Origin of the sequence: Corynebacterium breve, from assembly GCF_030252165.1 — a bacterium.
Classification (GTDB): Bacteria; Actinomycetota; Actinomycetes; order Mycobacteriales; family Mycobacteriaceae; genus Corynebacterium; species Corynebacterium breve.
Map to the genome: position 1 here is coordinate 81,893 of NZ_CP126969.1, position 17,997 is coordinate 99,889.

The 17,997-nt window shown below is 58.2% G+C and carries 17 protein-coding genes; 6 read left to right on the plus strand and 11 right to left on the minus strand.

Translation table 11 applies throughout. The annotated features are described in order from the left end of the window. Positions 1 to 47: 47 nt before the first annotated feature. Positions 48 to 1,118, minus strand: coding sequence for a GTP-binding protein (locus QP027_RS00450; protein WP_284825230.1), 1,071 nt, complete (start codon positions 1,116 to 1,118; stop codon positions 48 to 50). An 86-nt stretch (positions 1,119 to 1,204) separates the two neighbouring features. Here QP027_RS00450 and recR point away from each other — a divergent pair, with 86 nt between their 5' ends. Next, entirely contained in the window at positions 1,205 to 1,831 is a 627-nt protein-coding gene (gene recR, locus QP027_RS00455) for a recombination mediator RecR (protein WP_284825231.1), read from the plus strand. A gap of 14 nt (positions 1,832 to 1,845) precedes the next feature. Here the strand turns inward: recR and QP027_RS00460 are convergent, their stop codons facing one another. The 4 genes from QP027_RS00460 to QP027_RS00475 form a co-directional block, all read right to left on the minus strand. Further along, entirely contained in the window at positions 1,846 to 2,601 is a 756-nt protein-coding gene (locus QP027_RS00460) for a type 1 glutamine amidotransferase (protein WP_284825232.1), read from the minus strand. After that, a complete protein-coding gene (locus QP027_RS00465) occupies positions 2,594 to 3,877 on the minus strand; it encodes a Mur ligase family protein (RefSeq protein ID WP_284825233.1) in 1,284 nt (427 codons plus the stop codon). The genes QP027_RS00460 and QP027_RS00465 overlap by 8 nt, the downstream gene beginning before the upstream one ends. Positions 3,878 to 3,905: 28 nt before the next feature. Continuing rightward, on the minus strand, positions 3,906 to 4,895 hold the full coding sequence (locus QP027_RS00470; protein ID WP_284825234.1) for an exonuclease domain-containing protein: 990 nt from the start codon (positions 4,893 to 4,895) through the stop codon (positions 3,906 to 3,908). A gap of 62 nt (positions 4,896 to 4,957) precedes the next feature. Continuing rightward, entirely contained in the window at positions 4,958 to 6,451 is a 1,494-nt protein-coding gene (locus tag QP027_RS00475; protein ID WP_284825235.1) for a hypothetical protein, read from the minus strand. 544 nt (positions 6,452 to 6,995) lie between these two features. Here QP027_RS00475 and QP027_RS00480 point away from each other — a divergent pair. Continuing rightward, on the plus strand, positions 6,996 to 7,634 hold the full coding sequence (locus QP027_RS00480; RefSeq protein WP_284825236.1) for a MerR family transcriptional regulator: 639 nt from the start codon (positions 6,996 to 6,998) through the stop codon (positions 7,632 to 7,634). Positions 7,635 to 7,643: 9 nt separating this feature from the next. Here the strand turns inward: QP027_RS00480 and leuA are convergent, their stop codons facing one another. Both leuA and QP027_RS00490 read right to left on the minus strand, forming a co-directional pair. Then, positions 7,644 to 9,482, minus strand: coding sequence for a 2-isopropylmalate synthase (leuA, locus tag QP027_RS00485; RefSeq protein ID WP_284825237.1), 1,839 nt, complete (start codon positions 9,480 to 9,482; stop codon positions 7,644 to 7,646). Positions 9,483 to 9,711: 229 nt separating this feature from the next. Next, entirely contained in the window at positions 9,712 to 10,557 is an 846-nt protein-coding gene (locus QP027_RS00490) for a DMT family transporter (RefSeq protein ID WP_284825238.1), read from the minus strand. Positions 10,558 to 10,663: 106 nt separating this feature from the next. Here QP027_RS00490 and QP027_RS00495 point away from each other — a divergent pair, with 106 nt between their 5' ends. The 3 genes from QP027_RS00495 (at position 10,664) to QP027_RS00505 (ending at position 13,665) form a co-directional block, all read left to right on the plus strand. After that, entirely contained in the window at positions 10,664 to 11,929 is a 1,266-nt protein-coding gene (locus tag QP027_RS00495; protein ID WP_284825239.1) for an aspartate kinase, read from the plus strand. A gap of 39 nt (positions 11,930 to 11,968) precedes the next feature. Then, on the plus strand, positions 11,969 to 13,003 hold the full coding sequence (locus QP027_RS00500) for an aspartate-semialdehyde dehydrogenase (protein ID WP_284825240.1): 1,035 nt from the start codon (positions 11,969 to 11,971) through the stop codon (positions 13,001 to 13,003). A gap of 236 nt (positions 13,004 to 13,239) precedes the next feature. Next, positions 13,240 to 13,665 (plus strand): hypothetical protein, encoded by a 426-nt coding sequence (locus tag QP027_RS00505; RefSeq protein ID WP_284825241.1) that lies wholly within the window; start codon positions 13,240 to 13,242, stop codon positions 13,663 to 13,665. A gap of 47 nt (positions 13,666 to 13,712) precedes the next feature. Here QP027_RS00505 and QP027_RS00510 read toward each other — a convergent pair whose 3' ends face one another. Together QP027_RS00510 and QP027_RS00515 are read right to left on the minus strand one after the other, a co-directional pair. After that, positions 13,713 to 14,990 carry a YkvI family membrane protein gene (locus QP027_RS00510; protein ID WP_284825242.1) on the minus strand — a complete coding sequence of 426 codons (1,278 nt, stop codon included), beginning with the start codon at positions 14,988 to 14,990 and terminating at the stop codon, positions 13,713 to 13,715. 93 nt (positions 14,991 to 15,083) lie between these two features. Beyond that, positions 15,084 to 15,644, minus strand: a complete 561-nt coding sequence (locus QP027_RS00515; RefSeq protein ID WP_284825243.1) for an RNA polymerase sigma factor — start codon at positions 15,642 to 15,644, stop codon at positions 15,084 to 15,086. Positions 15,645 to 15,784: 140 nt separating this feature from the next. Here QP027_RS00515 and QP027_RS00520 point away from each other — a divergent pair, with 140 nt between their 5' ends. Then, a complete protein-coding gene (locus QP027_RS00520) occupies positions 15,785 to 17,320 on the plus strand; it encodes a catalase (protein ID WP_284825244.1) in 1,536 nt (511 codons plus the stop codon). A gap of 82 nt (positions 17,321 to 17,402) precedes the next feature. Here QP027_RS00520 and QP027_RS00525 read toward each other — a convergent pair whose 3' ends face one another. Together QP027_RS00525 and QP027_RS00530 are read right to left on the minus strand one after the other, a co-directional pair. Continuing rightward, positions 17,403 to 17,729: a Na+/H+ antiporter subunit G gene (locus QP027_RS00525; protein WP_284825245.1), complete on the minus strand. Its 327-nt coding sequence runs from the start codon at positions 17,727 to 17,729 to the stop codon at positions 17,403 to 17,405. Beyond that, a complete protein-coding gene (locus QP027_RS00530; RefSeq protein ID WP_284825246.1) occupies positions 17,729 to 17,995 on the minus strand; it encodes a cation:proton antiporter in 267 nt (88 codons plus the stop codon). The genes QP027_RS00525 and QP027_RS00530 overlap by 1 nt, the downstream gene beginning before the upstream one ends. Positions 17,996 to 17,997: the final 2 nt, after the last annotated feature.

Consider the following 17,997-nt stretch of genomic DNA (forward strand, 5'->3'; position numbering starts at 1 on the left):
TTCACGACGAACCGGCGCACCACACAGTGGGTTGCGCCGGTTTTGCGTTATTCGACCAAGGCGGCTGCTTCCTCGTCGGTAAGTACGGCGTCGTGGAAGGCGGCGAGAGTGGCATCGGCGTCGAAATCTACGCCGATGAGCACGACCTCAGACCCAGGCGTGAGCTGCGGGTTTTGTGCCCACAAGGCGGCTGGAGTGATCTGGAGGTTCGGGCCAGCCTGCTGCCAGGCGTGGATGACACGCACATCGGTGTCGATCCAGCAATAGCCCTTCGAGCGGACGAGTCCACGACTGGCGCGCAGGGCAGTGAGAAGGCGTTCGCGATGGAAGGGGCGATCGGAACGAAACACCACCGACGAGATTCCGTACTCCTCAGTTTCTGGGGTGTGCGGGTTGGCCAGCTCTTCGGCGTATCCGTTGTAGGTTGCGGCTGTTTCTTCGTCGTAAAGCGATGCATCGAGGACGAGCTTGGGGTCGATCTCGCCGTTGATGACGCGGACGACGCGGGCGCGTGGATTCATGGCGCGCACGGCGGCGATGACGCGCTCGGTGACGGCCGAGCCAGCGATGTCAGATTTGGTGATGAGGATGAGGTCGGCGAATTCGACTTGATCGACCAAAAGGTCGGCGACGGCGCGCTGGTCATCGGGGGTGGCTTCCATGGAGCGGTCGGTGAGCCGGGTGTTTTGGCCGAGGTAGGTCAGGAAGGTGGAGGCGTCGACCAAGCTGACCATGGTGTCGATGCGCGCGATGTCGTTGAGGCTTGTGCCGTCCTCGAAGCGCCATTCGAAGGTGGCGGCCACGGGCATCGGCTCAGAGATGCCGGTGGATTCGATGACGATCTGGTCGTACTTGCCGGAGGCGGCGAGTTTGGACACGCTGTCGACCAAGTCTTCGCGCAGTGTGCAGCAGATGCAGCCGTTGGATAGTTCCACGAAGCGGTCTTCGCCGCGTTCGAGGTGGCCTTCGCCGGCGACGAGGGCTGCGTCGATGTTGACCTCGGAGAAGTCGTTGACAATGACGGCGAGTTTGCGGCCAGCTCGATTGGCTAAGAGGTTGTTGAGGAGTGTGGTTCTGCCGGATCCGAGGAACCCGGAGAGGACGGTAACGGGAATCATGTTCGTAAATGATAAACAGTTTCAATAGTGGGCGCGAATCGTGCCACCCTACAAGAACCAGTCGTTGCTTTCTGTATGCTGAGAGAATGTTTGAAGGGCCGCTCCAAGATCTGATCGACGAATTTTCGCGCCTCCCCGGAATCGGCCCGAAAAGTGCGCAACGCATCGCCTTCTACCTCCTGAAAGCCGACCCGGAAGACATCGACCGCCTGTGCTCAGCACTCGGCGCGGTGCGCGACGGGGTGTCTTTCTGCAGAATATGCAACAACGTCTCACGCGAGGAAGTGTGCCGTGTATGTGCGGACTCGGGTCGTGACAAAACCACCATCTGCGTGGTGGAAGATGCGAAAGACATCCAGGTTATCGAGCGCACCGGTGAGTACTCGGGCCGCTATCACGTGTTGGGTGGCGCGCTGGATCCGCTGGCCAACGTCGGTCCGAAGGATTTGGCGATCTCGTCGCTACTGCAGCGCATCGGCGGAGTGCTGCCGGACCTCGACGGGGAGAAAGCCCCAGAGGTTGCCGAAGTGATTTTGGCAACCGACCCAGACACCGAGGGTGAAGCAACCTCGTCCTACCTCGCGCGCCTGCTCAAGGACTTTCCAGAGCTGGTTGTGTCACGACTGGCATCCGGCATGCCCCTGGGAGGCGACCTTGAATTCGTCGACGAGCTTACGCTGTCGCGAGCTCTCTCCGGCCGCCTGACCCTGTAGCTAGCGCAGACTAGCTAGCGCAAACGCTCTAGGCGAAGACGATCTACCTCTGCCAGCTCAAGTGGCTCAAGATCCTGCAGGGCAGTGCCCATCGCGCGTGCGAGGAGCAGATCTGCAAGCTGCGGGTTACGCGCGAGCGCTGGGCCGTGCATGTAGGTAGCGATCACGTTTCCCTGCACCGCGCCTTCGGCCATGCGCTGACGCGAGCCATCCGACAAATCCATCGTGGCAGCGACATCTGCATTGCCCACGCCACGAGTGAGCTTGCCCAGTGGCTCTGCGCCCGGACCAAGAACGGTGCCACCCATGTGGTTCTCAAAACCGGTCAGTGGCTCGGTGAGCTCGGCAGTAATGCCTGCGTGTGTTGGGTGGGAAGTGACCTCGCCGATGGCACGGGTTTGCATGGGCGACGTGGTGGCGTCGATAAGCCCGACGCCGTCAACGAGCTTGCCGGAAGCGTGGAAGGATTCGCCCAGCACTTGCATGCCGGCACAGACGGCGAAAATCGGGTGACCCGCCACAGCTGCGCGAACCAGACCCTTGTCGGCGTTGAGGCGCTCTGCGGCGAGGATTTGGGCGGAGTCCTCACCGCCGCCGACGCAGTATACATCGAGGCTGGTCGGGATCGGATCACCCAAATTGATGCGGACGATTTCGGCTTTGATGTCACGCATGCGCGCGCGTTGGCGCAGGACAAGGGCGTTTCCATCGTCGCCGTAGGTTCCCAGTACATCGGGGAGTACCAAGCCGATCTGCAATACGTCAGGCACTGTAGTCCTCTTCCTTAGTCAGGGCCTTCTTCAGGTCACGGAAAGCTGTGTAGTTGGCCAGTACTTCGATGCGGCCGGGAGGGCAGGAGCGAATGGCCTTGATGGGGTCATGGACCAGTTCGTGATCGATGTCCGCGTAGAGCAGGCGCACAGCCAAGTCGGTTGCTCGCTCGCCGGAAGCCTTCACGGAAACGTCCTCGAAGTTCTCAAACTGAACATCCCATAGCCAGGAGAGGTCCTCGCCGTCGGCCACTTGACCGTTCACGGCGATGACAAGGCCGTCAGCATCACGATCCACCATGGAGAGTGCTTCTTGCCAGCCAGCCGGGTTCTTCGCCAGAAGGAAGTGGATCTCGCGCTCGCCCAGTTTCAGGGTGGAGTAGCGGCCTGCGACGGAATCAACTGCTTCGGCAGAAGCGATCGCTTTGTCAAGCGGGACGTTGAAAGCCTCCACCGCAGCGGCGATTGCCTGTGCCGCGTTGCCACGGTTGGCGTTGCCTGGCAGCGTGAGATTGAGATCGACCAGCTCGCCGGAGGAAGTGCGCAGCCCCTCGGGGGTGACCGCCCAATCCGGCTGGGGGCGACGGAACTCGCGGCCATCCGGCAGCGGGCTCACCGCGTACCAATCGTCGGGGGTGCGGATGACGTGTCCGCCGCCGCGGGGGTTGGTCACCGAATCGCCAAGCCAGCCTGCGCCAGCGGACACCCAGATCACGTTGGGGGCGTCATAAGCCACGGACGTCATCAAGACATCGTCGCAGTTAGCGATCACCGTCATGTCTGGGTTGTCGGTCACCGCCTGGCGCAGCGCGCGTTCGATCTTGTTGATCTCGCCCACGCGATCCAGCTGATCACGAGACAAGTTGAGCAAGACAAGCGCTTGCGGGCGGAGTCGTTCGGCGACAGCTGGCACATGCAGTTCATCGACCTCAAGCACAATATGCGTAGCGTCTTTCCCAGCCATAAGGGCCGAGATGATGCCAGCATCCATGTTATCGCCACCGTCATTTGTAGCGATATCAAATGTGGTGCCCATCGCCGCAGCAAGCATGCGCGTAGTGGTCGACTTACCGTTAGTTCCTGTGACAAGGACTGCGGGGCGTTCGCGAGCCAACTTTCCCATAATGTGAGGATCGATGGCACCTGCGATGAGGCCACCGATCATTCCTCCGGCGCCTCGGCCTGTGGCGCGCGAGGCAGTGGTCGCTAGTTTGGCAGCGGTAATCGCGGCGCGTGTGCGCAGATTCGCTAGCCGTCCCTTGGGTTCAGAGCTCATGGCTCTAACGATAGCGAAAGAGACCGGGTTAGTTCATGCTGGCTAGTGCTGCCAGGAAATCCTTATCGCTGACCAGCGGGATGTCCTTTCGGTCCGCGTGCATCGCCTTGCCGCGAAGGTCATGAGTAGCGTTTGTCACCACGAGCGAGGCAGTGCGCGTGACCTTCTCGGAAAACGTCAGACCAGCATCAATACCTTGCCGAATCAACTCATCCGGGTCGCTTTCTACATCCTCAGTGACCACAAATTCCATGCCGGGCTTTAAGCCTTGATCCGCCACGTACACCCCAGGATTTGCGCCCTGTGGCTCCGCCTTCTGCGCGCTGACGCGAAAAGCCGAGCGCTGCAACCCGAAGCGGTCTGGCTTCAGCGTCTCCGGCGCGAGGCTGACAACCTCGCCCTTGGCTTCCAAAGTCTTGTAGAGCTCGAACAAAAGCATCGCCGAAGCTCGCGACAAATCCCTCTCATCTGCGCGTGCACGCTCGACCGAGGCCACCGGAGAAGGCGCTTCCAAGCCGAGTGCGAGAGCCACAGAGTTCAACCTCGTGTCAGGCAGGTAGTTCGCTTGTCGACGAGCGCTTGCCACGGTATCCACGATCGCTGCAGGGCGAGGCACGTGTCCTACACGCTGGCGACGACGACCCCTGCTCCGGTTGCGCGAGCGGTTCGCCCGAGCAGCGGCGTTCATCGCTCGGCGGGATTCAGACACCAGGAATCCCCACACCATGGGGGCATCATGGACGATGAGGGTGCGGTCGTCGATAAGCTTGTCCAGCGTTCGAAGATGACGGGAGAAACGCTGCGCCTGCTCGAAATCAGCGGGCTCAAGGCCGTGCATGTGGCGCGGGCCGGGATTGGACGCAGGATTTACAATCGTGTGGAATTCCTCGCCGATGTCACCTTCCTCGTTGAAGGTGATGGCGTAGATCGTCAGCAGGCGAGCTGTGCTGGGATGAATCCCTGTAGCTTGCACGTGCACCGCGACGTATGGGTGCGATTGTTCCTGCGTGGTTGTCATTGTTCAGAGTCTATCCAACGCGGGAAAGAGCTGAGCGATCAAGGTGGCAGTTCAGCGCCGGTTTAGAACAGTGTGAACCTTAGCGGCGAGTCGGGAGTGCCACGGTGTTCTTCAAATCCGTAGTCGTATTCGATCTCGAAATCGATCAGTGGGCCATCGACGTCATAGTCGTCACTGGGAGCAGGCTCAGGGGCCGGGACTGGTGGCGGCTCCGGTGCAGGGACTGGGTCTGGCGTGTACGCGTATTCTTCTACGGGCTGAGCGGGAGCAGTGGACACTTCCGTGACCGGAGGAGCAGGCTCGACGGTAGTTAGCTCGGTGGTGACTTGCTCAGTTGCCTTGTCGGTTGTAGAAGAACTCGTTGTTGGGCTTTCGACGTTTGCAGAACTTGACGATCCACGCACAGCGGTATTGGTGGAGTATGGGTAATGCGTTGTCGGGGTGTCGCGTTGTGGTTTGTTCACATTTGCTGCGACGTTGTCGCTGCTTACCGGCAAATTCCCGTTGAATCCCAAGATGCCAGTGCCGACCAGCGCCAAAGCGCCGACGGCAGCAGCTGCGCCCAGGTACTTGCGGTGTGGGGCTGGTGTGTAATCGGATTCTTCGCCCTCTTCGCTGTCCGCGGCCAACGCGGCTTGCTCGGCGGCGTGGTTGGTAGAAAATGGCACGGTGTCAACGGATTCGCCAGCTTCTTCGTCGTCACGCTGTTCTTCGGCGAATACGGCAGGAGCTACTTCTGCCGCCGCCGGCATCTGTGTGGTGGCGGGGAGCTGCTCCACGTCGGTGTGGGCGACTGATGCCATCTGCTCCTTAAGAGCAGGGAAAGGCGAGATAGCTAGGTGATTAAAATCGAAAGAATCCGAGGCCCACAGAGTTAATTGAGGGGCACCGAGGACAAGCGTGTGGAACCCTCGGACGACCGGAACCAGCCCGCGCTGCTCAAGCTGTGCGATGGTCTGGGCTAGTGCCTCGGAATCCTCCCGAGCGACGGTTCCCACGCGACGCCCATCGATACACGCAACCAGTTCGCCTGACACGTCCTTGTGCAGAGTTGCTAGCAGGTGCATATTTTCCTGCATGGATGCCTCGGGGGCATCGGTGTCATACTGAACAAAGTAGGCCTTGGTGCGCGCCTGGTGATCGTCGACAAGCGCCCAAGGTGCGGTTGGTGGATTATTCTGTGGCAAACAGATGCCTGGGCGGGGTAGGCGAACGATGAGGTTCGCGTCGTCGTTAAAGATTGGTTCCGCTTGTTCGTCCAGACTGAATGACGCGGTAGCGCGAGCGGTGACCTGTGGTTGGAGGCCTGCATCGGCAATCCGGTGGAGTTCGGGGTAGAGGTCAGCGTCTTGTTTGCTGAGTTCGCCGAGCTTTTGACCGCGGAAGTGGATATCGAAGTGATTGAACTCGGAATTCCGTTTCAGGATTACGGCTAGGTCGACGGTGACTTCGTCGGCCTCCTGAACAAGGGAGGTCACGTTTGTGCAGCGAATCTCGGCGGCTTGGTAATTGCGAATAGCGCCAAGACCGTGATCGGGAATCACGTAGTTAGTCATTGGTCACCACTTTTCGCTCTAGGAACTCGTGCATTCTCTCAGGGGTTGAGATGAAAATGGAAAGCGCAGGTACTCAAAATTCTGAGCTTACTCTCCTGTCCGTTCATAGTGTAGCGTGAATCGCCGGTGTTCGGGAAGTCTGATAAATGTCTAAAGATGCAGCGTGCGGGGCGTGTGCCGCGGAAAGTATTGGTTCGCCTAAGGAAACTTTCTTAGGATTTCAATGCGTTGAACATTGTTGCCCATTCGTAAGGTTGCCTTGAATTCCGTTCAGTTTGCTGCGGCCGTTTGTCTGGCCGTGTTTTATCGTTGCGCTATAGGGGAATTGTTATAGGCGATAGGTTTCCCCTTTTACTTTTTGCTCTAGTCGCCCGAGAAAGGGTTCCTTAGATTAGCAGCTCATTTTTGTGGCGTGGGGCAGGCCCGCCGGACGCACTTGCACCTCCCCCAAAAGGGGGAATAGTTAGAAGGTAGATACTTGTATAGTCATGAAAGTATGGAGTTCTCAGTGGAATAACAGAAAAGTATCAGTAGACTGTTCGACGTGCGTATTGCAGAATTAAGTAAACGTTCAGGCATTGGTGTATCCACCATCAAATTCTACCTCCGAGAAAAACTCCTACCCGCAGGCGAGCGAACCCAGACTAACCAGGCATTATATGGCGATCGGCACCTGGTTCGACTGCAGCTAATCCGCGCGCTTTCCGAGGTCGGGCGACTCACCCTAGCTGAGATTGGGCAGATTCTTGCTGTGTTGGACAGGCAAGAAACACCAGTCGCAGCGCTGACACAGCTACGCGGAATCACTACTCCCGAAAGCAAAATCCCTGTACAGCGCGATCGCGCAGAAGCGGCACTCAACGCTCTAGTACGCCGATCTGGAAAGAACATTGACCTCAGTTCACCGGCCTTTGCCGCTGCGGTCGAGGCATTGAGCGATCTAGCGATCATCGACGGCGGAGAGCCCACCGAAGAGCAGCTCGATGCCTATTTCGAAGCTGTGGGGCGTGTTGTTGACACGGATGAAGCATTCGGGCTGCAGCGTGTCAGCGATGAAATGGGCGATATTGCAACTGAAAACGCCCACTTCCGCATCCTAATCGGCTCCATGCGCCGTGATCAGCTGTTGTCGGCCCTGGCCGTGCTCGAGGCACAAGGCCGACAACAGGATGCCGCTTCCTAAACAGGAAGCTTAGAGGCCACGGGAGACCTGCACCTTCACGCCGCGATTGATTGCGGATGTCAGCGCTTTCATAGACGCGCGTGTGGTGGAACCTGCAATACCTACACCCCACGCCTGTGCGCCATTCACATCCGCGTAGATGTAGCAGGCTGCGTCTGCATCGTCGCCAGCGGTGCGGGACTGCTGAGAGTAGTTCTGCACTTCAACGTCTATGCCTACCTGCTCCAACGCATTGGCGAAAGCCGCGATCGGGCCATTGCCTTTTCCTTCGATGGTGCGCTGTTCGCCGTTGTAGCGGATGTCTGCCGAAACCTGCGCATCTTCGTCGTCAGTCTCCGCGTTCTTCACTCGCAGCGAAAGCAGTTCCAGTGGCTCGTCCAAATCGAGGTATTCGCCGGCGAAAACGTCCCACATATTCTTGGAGTTAACCTCGCCACCTTCGGCGTCGGTGATGGCCTGGACAACCCCGGAGAACTCGGTCTGCATGGCCTTTGGCATGTTGATGCCGTGGTCGGTTTTCATGATGTATGCCACGCCACCCTTGCCAGACTGGGAGTTCACGCGGATTACTGCCTCGTAATCGCGACCCACATCCTTCGGATCGATCGGCAGGTAAGGAACCTCCCAGACCGTCTCGCGCAGCTCTTCCCACGTCACTTCGGTGGAGTTCGCGCCTGGGCGCACCTTGGAAGCCAGAGCGTCCAAGCCCTTGTTTACCGCATCCTGGTGGGAACCGGAGAACGCGGTGAAGACCAGGTCACCGCCGTATGGGTGGCGCTCAGGAACGCGCAGCTGGTTGCAGTACTCGACGGTTTCGCGGATCTTGTTGATGTCCGAGAAATCGATCTGCGGGTCCACTCCTTGGGTGAGCATGTTCAGACCGAGTGTGACCAAGTCCACGTTGCCGGTGCGTTCGCCGTTGCCGAACAGGCACCCTTCGATGCGGTCGGCGCCAGCTAGGTAGCCCAGCTCTGCCGCCGCAACACCTTCGCCGCGGTCGTTGTGTGGGTGCAAGGAAAGGATGATGGAATCGCGCTTTTTAAAGTTGCGGTGCATCCATTCGATCTGGTCGGCATAAATATTCGGCGTAATCATCTCCACCGTAGAAGGCAGATTGATAATCATGGGGTGCTCGGGTGTGGCTTCCATGACATCTACTACCGCATCGCAAACCTCAAGAGCGAAGTCCAGCTCAGTTCCGGTAAATGACTCGGGGGAGTACTCCCAGCGCCAGTTAGTGTTCGGGTAGTCAGTTGCAATGGTCTTGATCAGCTCAGCGGCATCAGTAGCAAGCTTCTTAATTGCTGGGCGATCCTTCTGGAACACGACCTCACGCTGCAGCTTGGAGGTGGAGTTGTAGAAGTGAACGATGACGTTCGGGGCGCCCTCACAGGCCTCGAACGTACGGCGAATCAGGTGCTCACGAGCCTGTACCAGCACCTGGATGGTGACATCCTCCGGGATCATATCGGTCTCGATGATCTCGCGGACGAAGTCGAAGTCAGTTTGGGAAGCCGATGGGAAGCCGACTTCGATTTCCTTGTAGCCCATCTGAACCAGCAGATTGAACATGCGGCGCTTGCGCTCCGGACTCATCGGGTCGATCAACGCTTGGTTACCGTCCCGCAGGTCAACCGCGCACCATTGCGGCGCTACTGTGATCTTTTTGTCCGGCCAAGTGCGGTCTGGCAGCTGGACATCTTCTACTTCCTGCGCAAATGCCAAGTAACGATCGACTGGCATGTGTGAGCCACGTTGCTTATTCCACTCTGGCTGGCCCTCATTGCGAAGGCCGGCAGGGGTACGAATCTCATTCGGAGCGGAAATGAAAGAGTCAGAAGGAGTCATGTCGCTAAAAGTCCTTTTCTAGGGGTGGGTCGTTACTGATTGTAAGTCCACGACCGGCAACACAGACTCCGCGACGGGGCGCCGGTCGTGTTAAAAGACCTGATTCCCGCCGCGGCCTAGAAGGAGAAGGCGCGCACTTGGCTGCAACAAATGCGTAATATAGGACATAGATCACACTCTAGTCTGAATTGCTACTTTTCCGCAACAAGGCTTTGGGTGCTTCGGATTCTTAGCTGGTTTGTTTGCGTGCGAGTGCAAACGTTGCGGCGAACATAGCGACGAGTGAAAGGCCCATCACCGACCAGCCGAGGATCGTTTGCACTTGGAACTGTTCACCCAAAACGAGGTATCCAAGTGCAAACGCAACAACAAGCTCGAATACTTTCATGGCAGGTAGGGAAGTTTCGAGCCTCCCCGCAGCAAATGCGTATTGCTGCACTGTCGTGCCCAGGATTGCGACGATGATCAGGATATAGAGTTCGTGACTCTGGGCGATCCCACGAACGCCTCCAGCGACGAAGATGTCTGCGACTGCTTTGGAGAGCACTGCCACATATCCGAAAACGCCTCCGCATACCGCACCGAGAGTTAGAGCTTTCGGGCCGGAGGATCGTCGAGAAGCGAAAAATGTTAAGACAATTCCCAGGGTTGCGCCGACCGCGACGGCGATCCACCACCGAGTGGAGTCGGGGGCACCCTCGCCGGGCAACGGGCGCCCGAACATGACCAGAATTCCGACGGCAATGGTGAGGATTGTCGCCCACATAACTTCGGAATTGGTCATCCGGCGCTTTTCCACGTGGGCCGCGAGCATCAGCGTGAACATCAGGGAAAGGACCAGGATTGGCTGTACTACCAGCAGTGTTCCGAAAGCAAGAGCAACAACTTGCAGGATGTAGGCAACGAAAGCTGAGCCAATGCTGATCCACCACATCACGTTGCGCAGTCCGGTAAGGAGGGGGGAGTCCCCGTCGGCGTTGGGCTGTGCGACGATACGGTGACGGGTCACTGTTCCCCACGCAATAGTGAAGGCTGAGGCCAAAGCGATTAACACCGCAACGAAATTGCTCTGCACTAGGACTAGCTTAGATCAGCGTTAATCTATGCGCAGGTTCACCTGTGGGGGTACGATTGCACCCTGAGTAACGTTTTGAACACGAAACGGAAAGGTGGCCCCACAAGTGGCACTGGTCGTACAGAAGTACGGAGGCTCCTCCCTGGAGTCCGCAGAGCGCATTCGCGCAGTGGCTGAACGAGTTGTAGCTACAAAAAAACAGGGCAACGACGTCGTCGTCGTGTGCTCCGCGATGGGCGATACAACAGACGAGTTGCTTGACTTGGCGGCTCAGGTGAATCCAGCTCCACCGGCGCGCGAGATGGACATGCTCCTCTCTGCCGGCGAGCGTATCTCCAACTCGTTGGTAGCAATGGCTATCGCCTCGTTCGGTGCGGAGGTAGCTTCCTTCACCGGCTCCCAGGCGGGCGTTTTGACCACCGAACGTCACGGCAATGCGCGCATCGTCGATGTCACGCCAGGCCGCGTGCAGGATGCTCTCGACGAAGGCAAGATCGCCATCGTCGCCGGCTTCCAGGGTGTGAACCGCGATAGTCGCGATGTGACCACTTTGGGCCGTGGTGGTTCGGACACCACCGCGGTAGCGCTCGCAGCAGCGCTGAAGGCTGACGTGTGTGAGATCTACTCCGACGTTGACGGTGTTTACTCGGCGGACCCACGCATCGTGCCAGACGCCCAGAAGATTGAGAAGCTTTGCTTTGAAGAGATGCTAGAGCTGGCAGCGGCTGGCTCGAAGATTCTAGTCCTGCGCAGTGTTGAGTACGCTCGCGCATTCAATGTACCTATGCGAGTTCGTTCGTCGTACAGCAACGACGAAGGCACCCTTATTACCGGATCAATGGAGGATATTCCCGTGGAAGCAGCAGTACTGACCGGCGTAGCTACCGACAAGTCGGAAGCAAAGGTTTCGATCCTTGGCATCCCAGATGTTCCTGGTGAGGCGGCGAAGGCATTCCGCGCGCTCGCCGAGGCTGAGATCAACATCGACATGGTGATCCAGAACATTTCTTCCGTGGAAGACAACACCACCGATATCACCTTCACCTGTCCAACCGCCGACGGCCAGCGCGCAATGGAGCTGCTATCCAAGCTGCAGGAGACCAATAACTGGGAAAACGTCATTTACGACGACCAGATCGGCAAGGTGTCCCTCGTCGGTGCTGGTATGAAGTCTCACCCAGGTGTGACTGCCGACTTCGCTGAAGCACTTCGCGACGCAGGTATTAACATCGAGATGTTCACCACCTCGGAGATCCGCATCACCGCAGTTGTGCGTGAAGCGGACCTGGACAACGCTACCCGCGCTATTCACGACCGCTTCGAGCTGGGCGGCGACGAGGCTGCTCAGGTGTACGCAGGCACCGGCCGCTAATTTAATACAGCTTTAGAACCACACGTTAGGAGATTTGTTATGACCACGATCGCAGTTGTTGGCGCGACCGGCCAGGTTGGCCAGGTTATGCGCGAGATCCTCGCAGACCGCAACTTCCCAGCAGACAAGGTGCGCTTCTTCGCATCCCCACGCTCCGCTGGAAAGAAGCTGGAGTTCCGCGGCGAGGAGATCGTCGTCGAAGACCTCACCCAGGTAACCAAGGAATCCGTCGAGGATATCGACATCGCCCTGTTCTCTGCGGGTGGCGGCACCTCCAAGGAATGGGCTCCGGTGTTCGCTGAGGCTGGCGTCAAGGTCGTTGACAACTCTTCCGCGTGGCGCAAGGACGAGGACGTCCCCCTCGTTGTTTCCGAAGTTAACCCTGACACCGTTCAGGACCTAAAGAAAAGCATCATCGCTAACCCAAACTGCACCACCATGGCCGCGATGCCGGTTCTCAAGGCGCTACACGACAAGGCAGATCTTCGCGTTCTGCGCGTTTCCTCCTACCAGGCGGTTTCTGGCTCCGGCCTCGCGGGTGTTGAGGCGCTGGCGAAGCAGGTTGCCTCCATCGGCGACAAGAACGTCGAGCTCGTCTACGACGGTTCCGCGATGCAGCCTGAAGATTTCGGCCCTTATGTCGCACCGATCGCGTTCAATGCGCTACCCATGGCAGGATCGCTTGTCGACGACGGCACCTTCGAAACCGACGAAGAGCAGAAGCTGCGCAACGAGTCCCGCCGAATCCTGGGCATCCCAGACCTCAAGGTTGCTGGCACTTGTGTCCGTATTCCTGTGTTCACCGGTCACACCATGGTTGTGCATGCAGAGTTTGCCAACTCCATCACTCCGGAAGAGGCCAAAGAAGTCCTCGAAGCAGCACCTGGTGTCACCGTCGTCGAGGTTCCAACCCCGCTGCAAGCTGCAGGCGCCGACGACTCACTGGTTGGACGCATTCGCCAGGACCAGTCCATCGATGACAACCGCGGACTTGTGTTCGTCGTGTCCGGCGACAACCTGCGAAAGGGTGCGGCGCTCAACACCGTGCAGATTGCTGAACTGCTTGTGAAGTAGTTTTCGCTTCCGCGAGCGCTTGCCGCCAGTTGACCATGTTGAAGTGGTTGGCTGGCGGTTTTGTGCTTTTGGAGGAGTGCCTGACGCTAAACGCGTCAATTTAATAAAGTCACCATTGAGTCTCAACTGTGTAACGTTGGTTGCTTCTGGGGCTCGGGAGGTACACAATAGTGAGTGGATCTTCTTAGATTCCTAAGTCCTATTAGAATGCGATTTCCAGAAGTAGAGGTGGAACTGTGGCGGCTAACAAGAAGCGTGCTTCCCTTGCGGTGAGCGCTCTCTGTTTTGCATCTGTCGCTGCAGCGCCTGCTGTCAACGCCGCTGACTGGGAAGACACCACGATCAAGCCAGGGGAAACAATCACCCTTACGCCGACGGATTCGACTGGATCCTCGCGCGTTGAGATCGCCGAGAGGTCCACCATCCCTGCCGGGTGGAGCGTGCGCAGCACCAACGGCAAGTTCCAAGTCTCCGCGCCAATGAATGCGACAAGCGACCAGGTAGCCACCTTGGTCTTGGTCGATGCCACGACGCCGGTGGACGAGGTGAAGATTTCCGTTTCCGCGCCGACCACGGCTGCGACCCCGACCGCAACCAAGTCGTCGGATGGCAATTGGTTGGAATCCCTAGTCTCCCAGATCAACTCATTCTTTAAGAGCTAAGAAAGCAAGCGGCCGATAGGGCCGCTTTTTCTGCTATTGGGTCCTTGCTATTGGGGCCCGCCGGTGCTTTCCGACGAAAACCCGGAGTCTTTGTCGGCGTCGAGCTCGTCGGAAACTTCTTTTGTTAACGTCTGTTCGAAGACCTCAGATGGTACGTGGGAGACTGCGATCAAACGATCGAGTTCGCGCCTTTGTGCGGTGGAGAAGCGAAGCCGTGGATCCATCTTGCGCCGCATTAAATCTAGTGCTTGGATGCGCACGCGTTGCTCGACGGATAGGTTTGCGCGGCCACGAACCCATGCCGCGGAGACGACCACGATCAAGAAGAGGCCCAGGTAGCCGAGCATTGGGTAGACAAAGCCAATGAGCTCCTTGAATCCAACGAAGCTGAGTACGAACCCGATCAGGCAGGACACTACGAAGATGGGGTAGAAGCGCTGAGGTTTCCTCTTCGATAGTCGCTTGCCCAGCGCGTAAAACATCGAGATAGCGGTGTTGAAGATCATGCCGTAAATCACTACTGCCATGGCTACACCGAGCGCCGGGTGGATTTGGTTGATCAAGGTGAGCGCGGGCATGTCGTCGCCGTTGACCAGCTCAACTTCGACGAAGAGGCCGAAAGCTAGCAGGAGCAGCAGGATTAGATAAATCACGCCACCGAGGAGACCGCCCCAGCCGGCCACTTTGGTATCCAGGAAGTTGCCACCGATGACGATCGCCATCGACGCGGCGGTGATCACATTGAAGCCGGTGTAGTTCAGAGCTGCGATCCACCAGTTGGGCAGGGTGGTGTCTACTTCCTGAGATGCGAAATTCAGTGCGGCAATGTCGGGCTGTGCGTTCACGATGGCCCACACGGTAGCCAACACGATGAACAGGAAGATAAACGGTGTGATGGAACCGATCACTGCGGTTACTCTGTCGACGTTAAGAAGGCCGGTGAGCAGCACAAGGATCAGCATTAGTCCGCCGCCCGCCCACAAAGGCAAATCGAACTGCTGGCGAAGGTTTGACCCTGCGCCTGCAAACATGATGAAGCCAACAGCAAACAAGGTGATAGTCGTCGATACGTCCAGAATGATCGTGACTACACGGTTGGAGATGCTGCCGAGAACGCTGAGATGCTCGCGCGCCTGGTAGTAGCTGCCCAGCTGCATGAGCGATATGCCCGAGATGATCATAAGCGCCGAGGAAACCAACGCGCCGACGATCCCCCAGGTGCCGAACGCGACGAAGTACTGCATCGTTTCTTGCCCCGAGGCGAAACCAGCACCGATGATGATCCCAACAAACGCAAGACCGATGCTGACAACCTGCTTCAACATAGTGAACCCTTTCCAGCGGACGATTCCTAACAATTCTAAGGAAGTCGCAAGGCGAAAGGGTAGGAACTGGCCAATAAGTGGATGCCACCAAAGCTACTCCGCCGATTCCTCGGTTTCCTCGGTGGCTGCGATCAAGTCTCGCCGGGCTCGCGCCACCCGCGAGCGGATCGTGCCGATGCGTACACCAGCAATGTTTGCGGCCTCTTCGTAGGTATAACCCAGCACTTGGGTCAGGATGAGGGCCTCTCTGCGGTCGGCGGGAAGGTCGTCGATAAGCGCGCGCAGGTCCATCATCTCGCTCCAGTCTGCCGGGTTGTCGCCGCTGGGGGTGTCGGCGGCTGCCTCGTCGTACTCGGTGATGGATTTCCGGGGCCGTGCCATGTCGTGACGCACGGAGTCGACCCAAGTGTGGCGGGCCAAAGCTAGGAGCCACGTGCGGGCCGACGATCGCGCGGCGAAGCCGGGAAGGGCTCCGAGGACTCGCAGATATGTCTCTTGGGTGAGGTCGTCGGCGTGTTCGCGCCCTGCGAGGTGGGCGAGGAGGCGCCAGACGTCGTCGTGAGTGGCCTTAATGAATTCAGACAAAGCGCGCTTGTCCCCGCGACCGGCCTTAAGGGCCAGTCCGGTGACGTAGTCGTCGTTTTGCCTGTTCACGAATTTAAACGTTACCAGCCTCCGTTCTTGGCTAGTGTGGTGCGCCAAGGGCAAAAGCTCAAAAACCCTTGCAAGAACCTATCGGTTCGTATAGACTATTAATCAGAGCCAATTGATAGCAAGAGCTTAAGGAGAGCAGCATGACTAACAAAGAGGACATCGTCCAGCGTGGCGTCCGACCAGCAGGCGACGGCAAGACCACTCGCGCAGGCGGCCAGCCGGTGCCTTCGGAGAACATCTCCGTCACCGCAGGTCCACAGGGCCCAAACGTACTTAACGATATTCACCTGATCGAGAAGCTCGCCCACTTCAACCGTGAGAACGTCCCAGAGCGTATTCCACACGCAAAAGGCCATGGCGCGTTCGGTGAGCTGCACATTACCGAGGACGTTTCCCAGTACACCAAGGCTAAGCTCTTCCAGCCTGGCACCGTTACCCCGATGGCTGGCCGTTTCTCTACCGTTGCTGGCGAGGCAGGTTCCCCTGATACCTGGCGTGACGTGCACGGTTTCGCTCTTCGTTTCTACACCGAAGAGGGCAATTACGACATCGTTGGTAACAACACCCCTGTGTTCTTCCTGCGCGACGGCGTGAAGTTCCCAGACTTTATCCACTCCCAGAAGCGCGACCCGCGCTCCGGCCTGCGCTCCGCTGATATGCAGTGGGATTTCTGGACTCGTACCCCGGAAACCGCACACCAGGTGACCTACCTGATGGGCGATCGCGGTACCCCGAAGACCACCCGTCACCAAAACGGCTACGGCTCCCACACCTTCCAGTGGATCAACGAGGCTGGCGAGGCATTCTGGGTTAAGTACCACTTCCTCTCCCAGCAGGGTGTGGAGAACTTCACCGGCGCCGAAGCGGCAGAGATGGCTGGCAAGAACGCTGACCACCACCGCCAGGATCTCTTCGACGCGATCGAGCGTGGCGACTTCCCTAAGTGGGACGTTTACGTGCAGATTATGCCAATCGCTGAGGCTGAAAACTACCGCTGGAACCCATTCGACCTGACCAAGTCCTGGTCGAAGAAGGATTACCCACGTATCAAGGTTGGATTCTTCGAGCTCAACCGCAACCCAGTGAACTTTCACGCGCAGATTGAGCAGATCGCGCTGGATCCTTCTAACCTGGTTCCTGGCGTGGGCTTCTCCCCGGACCGCATGCTGCAGGCACGTATCTTCGCATACGCTGACCAGCACCGTTACCGCATCGGACCGAACTATCAGATGCTTCCGGTGAACCAGCCTGTCAACCCGGTGAACACCTACCAGGAACGCGGCGCGATGGCGTACCAGATCAACGCTGAGGGTGAGCCAAACTACTCGCCAAACCGCTACACCAAGGGTGCGGGCTACTTGGACAATGGCGAGGATTCCTCCTCCCGCAAGACCTACGGCCCAGCGAACGACCTGTACGTCAACCCGGATCCACATGGAACCGATCTGACCCGCGCGGCGTACGTCCAGCACCCAGAGGACGATGACTTCATCCAGGCTGGCATCCTCTACCGCGAGGTGTACGATGACGCAGCCAAGTCCCGCCTTGTGGACAACATCACCGACGCGATGGCTGGTGTCTCCCCGCAGGTCGAGGAGCAGGTGTACCAGTACTGGACCAACGTGGACGAAGGCCTTGGCCAGCGCGTCCGCGAGGAGTTTGCCAAGAAGAAGTAGGCATACGCTTAACGACGAATCCCCCGCTCAACCGAGTTGTACTCGGTGAGACGGGGGATTGATCTTATTGGAAGGCTTGGGCTTAGTCTTCGATGCCGTGCTTGCGGTCGACGACGGTCACGCCGTAGATGGAGCGACCCATCACGAATGATCCGACAGCGGAGATTATCCACACAGCGATGATCGCGATGATCGCGCGGAGGAACAAGTGCAAAACGAATCCGTCAACGGACCAGTCGAGGACCAGCTTGGCGATGATGAACAGCGGCATCGCCACGCAGGTCAGCGGGCCGAGTAGGTTGACTCGGGTAAGTGCATCGGGCCCGCGAAACATCAATACCGCGGTGGCGACGGTGAGGAAGGTGCCGATGATGACCAAAATGGAAACGGCGATTTCTACGGGAGTCATTAGCGGCGCCCCTTCGAGATGATGCGAGCCATGGATAGCGTCGGCAACACACCGGCGACTAGGGCTGCAAGGATGGCAACTTCGTAGGCGATGAGGCTGTCGTTGATCAGCGTCCACGCTAGGAAGATGACGATCATGGAGTAGAAGATGAGGTCGGAAAGCACGGCGCGGGTGAAATTGTCACCGGTGGCGACAATTTTGATCAGGCCGGCCAACATAGACACCGCCATGATCGCGATGCACACGATGATGATTGTTTGAAACATTG